The sequence below is a fragment of the Cellvibrio sp. KY-GH-1 genome, from assembly GCF_008806975.1.
Lineage (GTDB): Bacteria > Pseudomonadota > Gammaproteobacteria > Pseudomonadales > Cellvibrionaceae > Cellvibrio.
The window spans coordinates 902,939-915,614 of the sequence record NZ_CP031728.1 but is presented as its reverse complement, the minus strand read 5'-3'; the positions used below and the strand labels follow the sequence as shown (position 1 = coordinate 915,614).

The 12,676-nt window shown below is 47.2% G+C and carries 15 protein-coding genes; 7 read left to right on the top strand and 8 right to left on the bottom strand.

The features are described from left to right. Positions 1-2 precede the first annotated feature (2 nt). From D0C16_RS03805 to D0C16_RS03785, 5 genes are read right to left on the bottom strand one after another with little or no spacing between them, the layout of a single operon-like run. Positions 3-773: a pyridoxine 5'-phosphate synthase gene (locus D0C16_RS03805; RefSeq protein WP_151031076.1), complete on the bottom strand. Its 771-nt coding sequence runs from the start codon at positions 771-773 to the stop codon at positions 3-5. Next, a complete protein-coding gene (locus D0C16_RS03800; RefSeq protein ID WP_151031075.1) occupies positions 757-1,401 on the bottom strand; it encodes a peptidylprolyl isomerase in 645 nt (214 codons plus the stop codon). The genes D0C16_RS03805 and D0C16_RS03800 overlap by 17 nt, the downstream gene beginning before the upstream one ends. Before the next feature lie 38 nt (positions 1,402-1,439). Then, on the bottom strand, positions 1,440-2,114 hold the full coding sequence (locus D0C16_RS03795; RefSeq protein ID WP_225318895.1) for a TIGR04211 family SH3 domain-containing protein: 675 nt from the start codon (positions 2,112-2,114) through the stop codon (positions 1,440-1,442). 38 nt (positions 2,115-2,152) lie between these two features. After that, entirely contained in the window at positions 2,153-2,452 is a 300-nt protein-coding gene (locus D0C16_RS03790) for a YciI family protein (RefSeq protein WP_151031074.1), read from the bottom strand. A gap of 44 nt (positions 2,453-2,496) precedes the next feature. Then, positions 2,497-3,153 (bottom strand): VC0807 family protein, encoded by a 657-nt coding sequence (locus D0C16_RS03785; RefSeq protein ID WP_370458213.1) that lies wholly within the window; start codon positions 3,151-3,153, stop codon positions 2,497-2,499. 170 nt (positions 3,154-3,323) lie between these two features. Between D0C16_RS03785 and D0C16_RS03780 the strand changes: the two genes are divergently transcribed. From D0C16_RS03780 to rluB, 5 genes are all read left to right on the top strand, one after another. Next, a complete protein-coding gene (locus D0C16_RS03780) occupies positions 3,324-4,157 on the top strand; it encodes a PHP domain-containing protein (RefSeq protein WP_151031072.1) in 834 nt (277 codons plus the stop codon). Positions 4,158-4,180: 23 nt separating this feature from the next. Then, entirely contained in the window at positions 4,181-4,807 is a 627-nt protein-coding gene (locus tag D0C16_RS03775) for an L-threonylcarbamoyladenylate synthase (protein WP_151031071.1), read from the top strand. A 158-nt stretch (positions 4,808-4,965) separates the two neighbouring features. Then, entirely contained in the window at positions 4,966-5,802 is an 837-nt protein-coding gene (locus tag D0C16_RS03770) for a ScpA family protein (RefSeq protein WP_225319018.1), read from the top strand. After that, positions 5,799-6,710, top strand: coding sequence for an SMC-Scp complex subunit ScpB (gene scpB, locus D0C16_RS03765; protein ID WP_225318894.1), 912 nt, complete (start codon positions 5,799-5,801; stop codon positions 6,708-6,710). The genes D0C16_RS03770 and scpB overlap by 4 nt, the downstream gene beginning before the upstream one ends. 15 nt (positions 6,711-6,725) lie before the next feature. Continuing rightward, complete coding sequence (rluB, locus tag D0C16_RS03760) at positions 6,726-7,835, top strand: 23S rRNA pseudouridine(2605) synthase RluB (RefSeq protein ID WP_225318893.1); 1,110 nt, start codon at positions 6,726-6,728, stop codon at positions 7,833-7,835. 53 nt (positions 7,836-7,888) lie between these two features. Here the strand turns inward: rluB and D0C16_RS03755 are convergent, their stop codons facing one another. The 3 genes from D0C16_RS03755 to D0C16_RS03745 all read right to left on the bottom strand — a co-directional run bounded on the left by D0C16_RS03755 (position 7,889) and on the right by D0C16_RS03745 (position 11,202). Continuing rightward, positions 7,889-8,821, bottom strand: coding sequence for a GGDEF domain-containing protein (locus D0C16_RS03755; protein WP_225318892.1), 933 nt, complete (start codon positions 8,819-8,821; stop codon positions 7,889-7,891). A 276-nt stretch (positions 8,822-9,097) separates the two neighbouring features. Next, a complete protein-coding gene (locus D0C16_RS03750; protein ID WP_151034790.1) occupies positions 9,098-10,495 on the bottom strand; it encodes an ATP-binding protein in 1,398 nt (465 codons plus the stop codon). Next, on the bottom strand, positions 10,495-11,202 hold the full coding sequence (locus tag D0C16_RS03745; RefSeq protein WP_151031069.1) for a response regulator transcription factor: 708 nt from the start codon (positions 11,200-11,202) through the stop codon (positions 10,495-10,497). Before D0C16_RS03745 ends, D0C16_RS03750 begins: the two co-directional genes overlap by 1 nt. Before the next feature lie 195 nt (positions 11,203-11,397). On the opposite strand from D0C16_RS03745, the gene D0C16_RS03740 reads away from it, so the two are divergent. Continuing rightward, positions 11,398-11,895, top strand: coding sequence for a Spy/CpxP family protein refolding chaperone (locus D0C16_RS03740; RefSeq protein WP_151031068.1), 498 nt, complete (start codon positions 11,398-11,400; stop codon positions 11,893-11,895). Between the two features lie 178 nt (positions 11,896-12,073). Further along, positions 12,074-12,616: a flavodoxin gene (locus D0C16_RS03735; RefSeq protein WP_151031067.1), complete on the top strand. Its 543-nt coding sequence runs from the start codon at positions 12,074-12,076 to the stop codon at positions 12,614-12,616. The last annotated feature ends 60 nt before the right edge of the window (positions 12,617-12,676 follow it).

Sequence of the window (12,676 nt, the reverse complement as noted above, 5' to 3'; positions counted from 1 at the left end):
CCTTATTCAATACAGAGTTTTTTGTAAGCTTGCACGGCAGGTACTAATCCCATAGCGATTGCATCGACAGTTAATGCATGGCCGATGGATACTTCCAGCAATGAGGGGACTTGGCGAAAATGGCCAAGGTTATCCAGATTTAAATCATGCCCTGCGTTTAAACCAATACCTATAGCTTGCGCGTGAGCGGCGGCTCCATGGTACCTTGCAAACAGTTTTTTAAAGAAATCGCTTTGTGATTTAAAGTGCTCAGCAAAAGGGCCGGTATAAAGCTCAATACGATCTGCACCAATCTCTTTGGCGAGACTAATTTGCTCAATATCCGGATCCATAAACAGACTGACCCGCACACCAATATCGCGCAGTTGCTGGATCAACGGGCGTAGCTTTTCGCCGGCAATTTTTAAATCAAAGCCGTGATCTGAGGTTAGTTGGTCATTTGAATCTGGAACCAGCGTGCATTGGTGGGGACGAACGTCTTGTACTAGTTTTATGAATCCCGGGAAGTCGCCCATAGATTCGGCGTAAGGATTACCTTCAATATTAAATTCTATCGCTGGGTAACTCCTTACCAGTTCACTTAACTCATAAACATCATGTGGACGAATATGTCGCTGATCCGGACGGGGGTGAACAGTTAATCCATCTGCGCCGGCTTTTATACAGGTTTCACCATGGGCAACCACATTGGGAAAGTTGCCTGGACGGGAATTGCGCAGTAAAGCAATTTTGTTGAGATTGACACTGAGCGCAGTGCTATTGTTTTGTTTCATTCACGGGTACCACAGCATCTTTAAATAATGACGGCTTTTGTTTGGCAGGGTTGTCAACAACGACCGAACTGGTTCGCGTCGCGCTAAGGATGCGTACAGCATAGTTAGGTGCTTCTGGAAATGCTTTGTACATTCCCCGCGGCTCTTCGGCAATTTTTTCAATCACTTCCATTCCTGCGACAACTTTACCAAACACGGTATACCCAGGTTTGGTACCGTTTGCATTGAGCCCGTCATTATTTTTCAGGTTGATATAAAACTGTGCGGTAGCGCTATCAGGATCAGTTTGTCTCGCCATGGCGACGGTTTTATAGTCATTACCCAATCCATTACTGGATTCGTTTTTTATCGGTGCTTCAGTTTTCTTTTCGGCAAAATCAAAAGTCATGCCGCCGCCTTGTACCACAAAGCCCGGCACGACACGGTGAAAAATAGTGCCGTCATAGAACTTGTTGTCGACGTAAAACAAAAAGTTCTTTACGGTTGCCGGCGCTTCTTTGGGGGCGAGCTCAATGACAAATGTACCCAGGTCAGTTTTGATTGCGACTAATTGCTTATCCGCAGCGTTTAACCCGCCGCTTATTAAAACGCAAAAGACGCTAAAAACGAAAAAAATATATTTACGCATAATGGCTCGAAAAAATAGAAGAAATCAAGAATAGCGTCTCAGCGCCATTCGGATCTGCGTTTGCGGCGCCCTAATCCCTGCAGGATGAACGACAAAATAATTCCACCTAATACTAAGCCGCCGCCGTAAACCCAATGATTGAAACGATCTGTATTTCTGAGCTTTTCATTTTCCGCCTTAAGAACATCGGCGTGAGTTTGCAACAGCTGATTTTCTTTAAGCAGACTTTGGTGCTCCTCCTCCAAATTGAGGGCCGTGGTAGCTGCTTGGCGCATATCCTCTGTGTCAGTCAGTAATTGTTGGTGTTCTTGTTGCACTTTTGCCAATTGTTCCTTGAGCTGTGCATTTTCAGTTTGCAAGCCAACCAGATCGCGTGAGGAATTGGATAGCGCGGCGAGCTGCATGGCAGCAGTGGGCTTATCGGTAATATTTTGGCTACGAACCCAACCTTCAGTACCATCGGCGGTGACGACCAACGACCATAAATTATTGTCTGTGCCGGTTTCTTCGCGAATGAAATTCAACTTGGCACCACTGGCAATACCTTGTTGCAAAATGCTTGCTTGTGGGTTTTTATCGCTGCGTACAGGGATGTAGATAACATCAGACACATATCTGTCGACCGCGTAGACCGAGGTGCCAACAAGAGACAATACAACGGGCAACAACACAAGGCGCGACAGTTTGGCACCGGGCAGGAGAGTATTTTTCACAGTGATTTCCAATCCTTAAGCAGGTTTAAATTGGCGATTTAAGGCAATACTTTTTTGAAAGGTTTTACAACAACCTTGGCATAAATGCCTGCAGCGCAATATGGATCTTGATCGGCCCATAATTGCGCATCGTCCAGCGATGAGAATTCGGCAATTACCAAACTGCCGGTAAAGCCAGCGTCACCAGGGTTGTCATTATCAGTCGCAGGATGTGGGCCGGCTACGAACAAGCGACCCTGATCACTCAGTTGTTGCAATCTGGCCAAATGAGCGGGGCGGGTGACTTTGCGTTTTTCAAGGCTATTAGGGTTGTCTTCGCTAATGATGGCGTAAAGCATTAAGTTATCTCGGTGAGAATTTAGTTTTCGGTCAGGTTTGCGTGCTATTCAGCGTTGCCATCATTGATAACCTCTTCCAGCGTTAGCTGGGTCAACTGGCGAATGCTGCGAAATACATAAAACAAGGTGCCCATCATAATGATCATCATCGGCAGTGCAATCACAAAATAGCTCCAAAAGGTCATTTTGCCTAATTCCACATTAAATTCAGGTGTTCCACCGGGGCTGACTAAAATTAATTTGGCGAGCACGTAATTCAGAAAGGAAGATAAGAAGAAAGAGCCCGCGATAAGTAGCGATGCGTTGTTCAATGTTCGCTCAAATTGTTTTTGCGTGTTGAAGTGGTCGAGTGCAGCATTCACTTTGTCGATCTTTAGAACTTTATCGTTGTAGATAAATACTTTTACCAACGGATAGCGGGTTTTGATTGAAATGAGTGTGATAATTCCCAGTAATCCTGGAATTGCAGCTTCTTTTATTGCGAAGTATTCTGGCGGTAATTTCAGCAGACTAAGTCCGCCCGTTAACAAAACACTCACAACACCCAGTGCGGAAAAAATATTCAACTTTTTATTAACTGCAAAATCGCGAACACCGTAACCTATCGGGAAGGCGAGCGCGACGATTAATCCCCACGTGGGCCCCAAATATTCCTCCCCGCTCAATTTGGTTAGAATTAGTGTGGGGATCACAATGTTCATTAATAGGTTGGCGAGAAAGCTTTCTTTTTTCGGGGGTTGCTTGGAATTCGTCGCCTGTTGCTGATGGGTATCAGTTACTATGCCGTTATTCTCTTCAATGTGTTTATCGGCTTCAGTATTTCTTTCAGTCATGACCAATCCTGGTGATTTCGCTAAATCGTGGAGTTTGTGTGATTTTTGATCTGCATTGCCATAGCTCTTTTTCGGATGGTGTATTAACCCCTGAAGATCTGCTCGCTCGCGCCAAAGAGCGCGGTGTTTCGGTATTGGCAATCACGGATCACGATACCATAGCCGGTGTGGATATTGCACATAAAGCCGCTGTAACTCTTGGGCTTCAGTTAATCCCCGGCATTGAGTTTTCCAGTCAGTGGGGAAAAGGCGGCGTACATATTGTTGGTTTGGGCGTGGATATTAACTCCACCGAATTGCAAGCGGCCGTAGAGTTTCAGGAGCGGGCGAGGGCAGCCCGTTCGCTCGCGATTGGCGAACGATTGAGCAAGTTGGGATTTCCCGATGCCTTGGCCGGCGCTCAGAAAATTGCCGGTAATGGTACCCTGGGGCGGCCTCATTTTGCTCAATACCTTGTAGATATTGGGGCGGTGAAAAATATAAATGCCGCATTTAAGCGCTATTTGGGAACCGGCAAGTCAGCTGATGTTAAATATCAGTGGCCACTAATGGAACAGGTTATTAACTGGATTCACTCCGCTTGCGGTGTTGCCGTCTTAGCGCATCCCGCAAAATATGACCTAACGCGCATGAAAATGTGCGCTTTGATAGATTCTTTTGTGGCAGCCGGTGGCGATGCGGTAGAGGTAATTAGCGGCCAACAACCAACAGCGATGACATTGGATTTGGCAAAAATAGTGAACGCGCGTGGCTTGTATGCATCCTGCGGTTCAGATTTTCATGCCCCGGGACAAGCCTGGCAGGAATTGGGAAGTTTTGGCGTACTGCCAGATAACCTTAAACCTGTGTGGAATCTACTTGGGTTTAAATAGTTAATGGACATAGGTTGAACGTTATGGCCCAATTTTTTCAAATACATCCGGAAAATCCGCAACACCGTTTGATTGTTCAGGCGGTAGATATAATTCGCAAGGGTGGATTGGTGGTGTATCCCACAGATTCTGCCTATGCGCTTGGGTGCCATATTGGTGATAAAGATGCGCTTGAGCGCATTCGCAGCCTGCGTAAGCTGGATAAAAACCACAACTTTACTTTGATGTGCCGCGATCTTTCGGAGTTGGCAACCTACGCGCGAGTAGACAATCAGGTTTTTCGCTTGTTAAAAAACCACACACCCGGAGCCTATACTTTTATTTTGGAGGCTACTGCTGAGGTGCCCCGTCGGTTGCTGCACCCGAAGCGCAAAACCATTGGTCTAAGGGTGCCAGATAATGCTATCGCCCTTGCACTACTGGCAGAGTTGGGTGAGCCATTGATGACGAGCAGTTTGTTACTTCCCGGCGAAGAATATCCAATGACGGATCCCTATGACATCCGCGATAGTCTCGAGCATTTTGTAGATTTGGTGATCGACGGTGGTTACTGTGGCCTTGAACCTACTACTGTTGTGGATTTGACGGGTGATAACCCTGAGCTTGTTCGACAAGGCAAAGGTGATTTCTCACCTTTTGAAGCTAGCTAATTGATAGTAAATGATATTTAAACTCTGCAGGCCGCGCTGTCCGATACGGTGTTAAATGGCTATAATGCCGCACTTATTCTTTCCCATTCCTGGCTGTGTGAGTAAGTTGCGTGAGTGAAACCCCTGACATTGAAGTTGCTGCAGAGGCTGCCGTTGAAATTGCACCCTCAAATGCTATTGCAGAAACGCCAGAGGCTACCCAGGGGCGTCCGCAACAGGGGGAAATGCCATTTGCCGTTGTTCATGGAAAGGCGTACACCCAGTTACCGCAAGATTTATATATCCCACCCGATGCACTGGAGGTTTTTCTAGATGCATTTGAAGGGCCACTGGATTTACTGCTCTATCTGATTCGCCGCCAAAATATCGATATTCTGGATATTAACGTCTCGGAAATTACTTCTCAGTACATGGCTTATGTCGATTTAATGGAATCTCACCAGTTCGAGTTAGCCGCTGAATACCTTGTGATGGCTGCGATGTTGGCGGAGATCAAATCGCGGATGTTGTTGCCGCGCTCTGCAGAAGAACAAGAAGAGGAAGAAGATCCGCGTGCGTCGTTGATTCGTCGTTTGCAGGAGTACGAACGTTTCAAGCAAGCGGCAGAAGATCTGGATAAAGTCCCACGAGTAGGGCGCAATGTATTCCCCGTTAGCGCGCCGGGGCCAGATCGAAATCTTACCCGACCAGAGCCGGATGTTGAGCTACAAGAGTTGTTGTTGGCGCTCTCCGAGGTTTTAAGGCGCGCCGATATGTTCGAAAGCCACCATGTATCCAAGGAAAAGTTATCTACGCGTGAACGCATGGCCCAGGTACTGGATACGCTGGCACATCAGCATTTTGTACCCTTCGTGAGCTTGTTCAAAGTGGAGGAGGGGCGTCTTGGTGTCGTGGTGACTTTTTTAGCTGTGATGGAATTAATAAAAGAGTCGCTGGTAGAAATTGTTCAGAGCGAAGCCTTTGCTCCCATTCATGTAAAAGCAAGAACACAATGACAAACGAAACCCATATCGATGACGAGTCGGATTCTCTGGATGCTGTAGAAAATAGCAAGCAGCTGTTTGAGGAATCTGTAATTGAAGAAGAGTCTGCCACCGTTCCTGTCACCCAGATGCCGGTGGATGCAGAGTTGTTACGCAAGATTCTCGAGGGGGCAATTTTAGCTGCAGGGCAACCCATGACGGTTGCCAGGTTGCTCGAGCTGTTCGATGAAGCCGTAGCACCGAGTAAAGAGGAAATCGCAACGGCCTTGTCGGATATCCAAGCGACCTGCGGTGAACGCGGATTTGAGCTGAAAGAAGTTGCGTCGGGTTGGCGTTTTCAGGTGCGCGATGATCTTGCGCCTTGGGTAAATCGATTGTGGGAAGAAAAGCCGCAAAAATATTCGCGCGCACTGTTGGAGACCTTGTCCTTGATTGCGTATCGTCAGCCGATTACGCGTGGAGATATCGAGGAGATCCGTGGTGTGGCTGTTAGTTCGCACATTATGAAAACCCTTTTGGAGCGTGACTGGGTTAAAGTTGTCGGCCATAGGGATGTTCCTGGCCGTCCGTCGCTTTACGCTACGACGCGTCAGTTTTTGGATTATTTTAATTTGAAAAGCTTGGAGGAGTTACCCTCCTTGAGTGAGATCCGCGATCTGGATGAGTTAAATCCGGTGTTGGATCTGGGGGAGTCGGGGCTGGGGGAAAAGGACACTGATCCACCGATTCCAGATCAAGCCCCAATCTCCAACGAAACTCCGGCAGCGGAAACCAGTGCGCCGGTTAATGAAGCAGAACTTTATGAAGAGGGCTTTGTAGATGGAGAAGAAGCCTTTGTTGATATAGAAGATGCTTCGGAAGTGGCTAATACCGAACCGGTATCTACCAAAGAAAACCAAGAGGAAACTGGCAATCTTTAAGTTGCCCACTAATGTATGGTGAAGAAAATCGACCAGGATAAACCTGAAAAATCTACCAGGGCTGTGAAGCCAGTAGTTGCCCAAAAGGGTGCGGGCAAGCGCAATCTTGAAAAAACAGTCGGCGCAGAAAAAAGTACCCCGACAAAGCGCCCTGTTGCAAAGTCTAAAAAGCAAGTGGAGCCTGAATCCTCGGGGCGCAAAACTAACAACAAAAAAGTAGATGCTGCAGCTGAAAAAGTTGACGCACCTACCGATGAAAAATTGCAAAAAGTGTTGGCGCGCGCGGGTGTTGGATCGCGTCGTGAGATGGAGCGTTTGATTGAGGCGGGCCAAGTTAAAGTTAATGATCATATTGCTAAATTAGGCGATAGGGTTACCAACAAAGATAAAGTCTTTGTTAATGGTCAACGCATTGTTCTGCGTACGGAACTCACTCGCCGTCGCGTTATTTTGTATAACAAGCCAGAAGGCGAAATTTGTTCTCGTTCAGATCCGGAAGGTCGCCCAACGGTTTATGATCGATTGCCTTCATTAAGAGGTGAGCGTTGGATTTCAGTTGGCCGGCTGGATTTCAACACCAGTGGTTTACTGTTGTTTACCAATGATGGTGAGCTTGCAAACAAGTTGATGCACCCCTCATCCGTGATTGATCGCGAATACCTTGTGCGTATTCAGGGCGATGTAACAGATGAAATGAAGGAGCAATTGCTTGACGGAGTATTATTGGATGATGGTGTAGCTCGCTTCACCGATATTGTCGATGGTGCAGGCGAAGGTAAAAACCGTTGGTTTTATTGCGTGGTAATGGAAGGCCGCAACCGCGAAGTGCGTCGTCTGTGGGAATCCCAAGGTGTTAAAGTTAGTCGTTTGAAGCGTGTACGTTATGCCAATATTTTTATCCCTTCACATGTGCGCGTTGGTCAGTGGATCGATTTAACGGAGCGAGAAATTCAGGATTTGTGTATGACTGCCGGTTTTGACAGTTCTACCTATACACAAATTATGCAACCTACTCGTGACGAATTGGCCCAGCTTCAGCGGCACGATAAAAAGTTGCGCTCTGCATCGGCCGCCCCGCGCAGGCATAAAGCGCCGCCGCGAAAGCGACCGCCTATCGTTGAATAGTAAAAACCAAAAAACCGCGCTTTTAGCGCGGTTTTTTTGCCGGGAATGAAACGCTATCGCTCAACTACCAGGTCGTCACTACTAACAACGCAGTTTCTTCCGTTGCCCTTTGCTTGGTACAGCGCTGCGTCGGCGCGATCAAATAAATCATTGATATGCTCTTTTTTTCTGGGGTGGCGTGTAGCAATGCCGATACTCACGGTTGTGCCAATCAACTTTCCATTATGATTAATATGTGTCTGCTCAATATGCTGGCGAATACGCTCAGCAATAATTTTTGCCCCCTCGAGATTGGTTTTTCCCAACACTACTACAAACTCTTCGCCGCCGTAACGAAAGATAATGTCTGAGCCACGGCACACAGATTCAATACCCTTGGCAATCGCACACAACATTAAATCACCACGGTGATGGCCGTAATCATCGTTAATCCGTTTAAAAAAATCAGCATCAATCATCAGCAGGGATAAATCACTTTGGTGGCGCTCCGCCAGCTGTAGTTCGCGACGCAACGCCGTATCCAGGGCCGCACGGTTCCCCAGCATGGTTAACGGATCTAGCAATGCCAAGCGCATGGCGGATTGATAGCGCAGCGCATTTCGCAACGGATAAATTAATGAGCTGAGCAAAAACTCCAGAGTAATTAGCTCGTTTTCAGCAAAGCGTTTACTGCGGCTGAAAATAATTTCTCCTAAATAACCTTCGTCAGTGGTCAACCGGTAGTCACAGTGATGCATACACTCACGTCCAATTTTTACATCGGCGTATTGCGTAGCTGATTTGAATAAAACACCTGACACGCTAACCGCTGTTTGAATATGCTTGTAAAACGAATTAAGCACTTCCGCAGGGTCCAGGCTCATTTGTAACGCTTGAGACAGGCGAACACGAGTCGCTAACTCTTGTTCGGGGGTTAATGGTGTTAACGTGAGATTGCCTGCGCCGTTTGCCAGATTGGCACCGATCACCATAGTCATATCCCGCATAATCTTTACCTGCTCAGTTGAAATTATTCGCTAGTGATTGCCGCTATTGCGGAAATCGGCGTCAATGTCTGACTAGAAGCGAAATCTGTGCCATGGTTCACAAGATTGAATTAACCTAACAAATTCATTAGGTTATCGATTTTTACGGGAAGGGGGGATATCTGTGAGGCGCCAAATAAAACTCTCTCTTTGCCGAGAGTGCCGGCATGAAACTGCCGCTTGTCAAATGTTTGGCATTCCTTGTTTTACGAAAAGATCAGAGTATGTGTACGTAATTTAACTTTTGATTTGGGGGAGTATGATGCAAAGGCTTAAACCACCTACAGGGCGATTTTCAGCCCAGATCCGGCCTTGATGCAAGGATACGCTACGCTGGGCAATGGCCAAACCTAATCCGTACCCACCGCTCTCCCGAGCACGAGCTTCGTCAGTGCGATAGAAGGGCTGAAAAATACTTTCGAGTGCGTCATCGGGTACACCGGGGCCCTGATCCATAATATCGATGCGGTAGTATTCGCCATCACCCGTTTCATTGATCTGAACACAAATTTCCGCATTGGCGGGAGTATAGAGCAGAGCATTGCGTAAAGTGTTTTCAAACACGCCCACCAGCATATTGCCGTGAGTAGAAACCAGCGCTTCTTCCAGTGTGCATTTGAATTGAATTTGAATATTTTTTTCCTGTGCGTCCGTCTGGTAATTCTCAATGAGTATTTGCAATAAGCTCACCAGATCCAGCACATCATCCAGAACCCAGCTATCTTGGCCTTGCACCGGGAGAGTGAGAATGTCCGTAATAATATCATTTAGATAATCGGCGGCCTGCTTAATCCGATCTAATTCCTGATCAACAATACCATTGCTACGTTGCCGGGCGAGTGCGAGCGCAATTTGCAGGCGCGCCAGTGGTGTACGCAATTCGTGGGATACATCTTTAATCAATCGCTTTTGTTCTTGCATAGCCTTTTGCAAGCGTTCAGTCATATGGTCAAAGTCGCGTCCGAGTGCGGCAACTTCATCCTTACGTCCATAAAATTGATCGCTAATTCGCACGCTTAAGTCACCGCGCGCAATTTGTTGCGTAGCTTTTTGTAAGGTATTAATGCTGCGTGTGAAATGGCGGGCGAGAAAAAAACACGCGGAGCCACTGACCAGAATAGAAACCAGTAACAGTGGCCAAATATTGTCGATAAATAATTCCCAAATAATATCGCGATCCTGGCCTTCGTCACGTCCCGATGAAATGGTGATTAGCTTCACGCTGGTGCCATCATTCAAGGTGATATAGCGGCCAAACAATTTGCGATTGCGATCCTGGACTCGGTCAAAGGGATGTTTCGCGGTCAGTCGTGGAGCAAGAAACATAACGCCCGGAGGGAGAGGACGATCCAACAGGTCTCGATTTTCTCTGTCAATTACATAGACGTAGCGTGTAGACCAAGTGGGCATTGAGCGCAAATCTTGCACAAGTTGGCGAGCATTGCGGTTTACAGCATTGCCCACCATCTGGAATAGCAGCCGTTTAGCGGGGTCATCATCGCCGGAGTCATTGTCGTGTTGCAAATTCCCTTCCGGGGTCATGTCGAACCAGTGCACAACAATATTTGTACCGACAATAATGGCGGCGGTAATTAGCCAAAACGTAAAAAAAATCTTTAAATAAAGCCGTGTCATCAACTTGCTGATTCTTCGTCATTCATGGTCAGCATGTAGCCTGCGCCGCGCACATTAATGATTAAATCTTTAGATGAGCCTGCAGCAGTAATTTTTTTCCTGATATTACTTACATGCACATCAATACTGCGATCATAGGGCGTTAACTTTCGATTCAAAGCTTGCTCAGTCATGTCATCCTTGCTGATCACCTGACCAGCACGACGCACCAAAATTTCTAAGACGCTGAATTCAGTTCCGGTGAGAGGAACTTCTTGGTTATCCCAGGTAGTGGTGCGAGTACCCAGATGCAGCGATAGCTTACCGGAGGTCAGGCGTTCTATATTGACCGGACTGGATTCTTTTTGATTGGCGCGGCGCAGAATCGCACGGATACGTGCCACCAATTCACGCGGATCGCAAGGTTTGGATAAGTAATCGTCAGCGCCTATTTCCAGCCCAATAACGCGATCAACAGTGTCGCCTTTAGCGGTCAACATAATGACCGGTGTCTGGTTGTGTTGCCGCAAATTTTTTAATACATCAAAGCCGTTGCGTACCGGCAACATTACATCAAGCACTATGACCGAATAGCTGTGTTTGAGTGCGAGATCGAGTGCAGTTTGACCATCAAAGGCGGTATCAATCGCAAAGCCTTCGGTGTGCAAATATTCGCTAAGCAGTTGACTGAGTTCTTTATCGTCATCAATGAGGAGAACTTTGAGCATAGTAGTTTTTCTACCCCTTGTGGATTGAGGCGCTGAGTGTGCACCAGGCCCCGATGAGAGTCATGATTCTTTGGATTTCATTAACCAATCTTAACATTATAGCGCCCATAATGAATTCACAGGCTTTGAAACAGAAAGCCAGAAAAAAGAATCAGGCGCTGTGCCTGAATTTAATATGCCCAGAGGATTACAGGTATGAAGAACATCAAATTGTTGGCAGTAGGTAGCTTATTGTTAGGTTCAATGGCGTTGGCGGTTCCCGGTTTTGCGGGAGATAGAGGCGAACGCGGTGGTTGGAAACACCATGGCGGTTGGGATGAGGGGCATGGCGGAAAGCGTTTGGCCCACCTGCTGGATTTAACCGATGCGCAGAAAGAAACCCTGAAAGCCCAGCGCGATGCACAAGAAGACGCTCGTGATGCTTTGAAGGATAAAATTGGTGATGCGCGCGAAGCCCTGGCAACCGCAGTAGATGCCGGCGCTAATGACGCAGAACTGGCAACCTTGACCGAAACCCTTGGCAAGTTGCACGCGGAGCAGTTGTTGGCTGGTGCTAAAGCGCACAAGGCATTTATTGCGGTGCTTACCGACGCACAAAAGCAAAAGTTGGCGGACCTCAAGACCAAGCGTGAAGCTCGTAGAAATGCACGTGACAATGAGCCTCAAAGCTCCAGCAGTACCAATGGTGTCTGATCATTAATCGGAGGTTTTGCCGATGAACACCCCCGCTCAGGCGGGGGTATTCATTTTAGGTGTTTTACTCGCTCTAAATTTACTTGCTCCAAGGCTCCAATCTTGGGAAAATCCGCGCCGATTTTAACCATCCCGGTTCTTCGATCTATTTATTAATCCCCCTGATCCCGAGGTTATTGTGGCCCAGATTGGTCTGTTTTTTGGAAGTGACGAAGGAAATACTGAGCGCGTTGCTTACCGTATTCAAAAGCGTTTTGGCGAAAATGTGGTCGATGTGCGCGATATCGCGGATGTAACCCAACTGGATTTCGCCAATTACGACAAAATTATCCTGGGGATTCCCACTTGGGATTTCGGGCAGATCCAGTCGGATTGGGAAGAGTTTTGGGATGATATTGCTGCTGTAGACTTTTCCGGCAAGCAAGTGGCTTTGTTTGGTCTAGGGGATCAATTTGGCTACGGCGATTACTTTCTGGATGCCATGGGCATGCTGCACGATGTCATTATCCAAAGTGGCCCTGAAATAGTTGGCCAATGGTCCACTGAAGGATACGAGTTTGAAGCATCTAAAGCTGAAATTCCCGGTGCCGGAATGTTTGTTGGCTTGGCGCTGGATGAAGATCAGCAGGAGAACCTGACGGCAGGTAGATTGAACCGCTGGTGTACCCAAATTCATATTGAGTTTGGTCTGGATACGCCGTTAGAAACGCTGGATGATTGATTGTAGAAAATAACCGTTACAAATAAATGGGAGCCTCGCTTGAGGTTCCTCTTTTCTTTT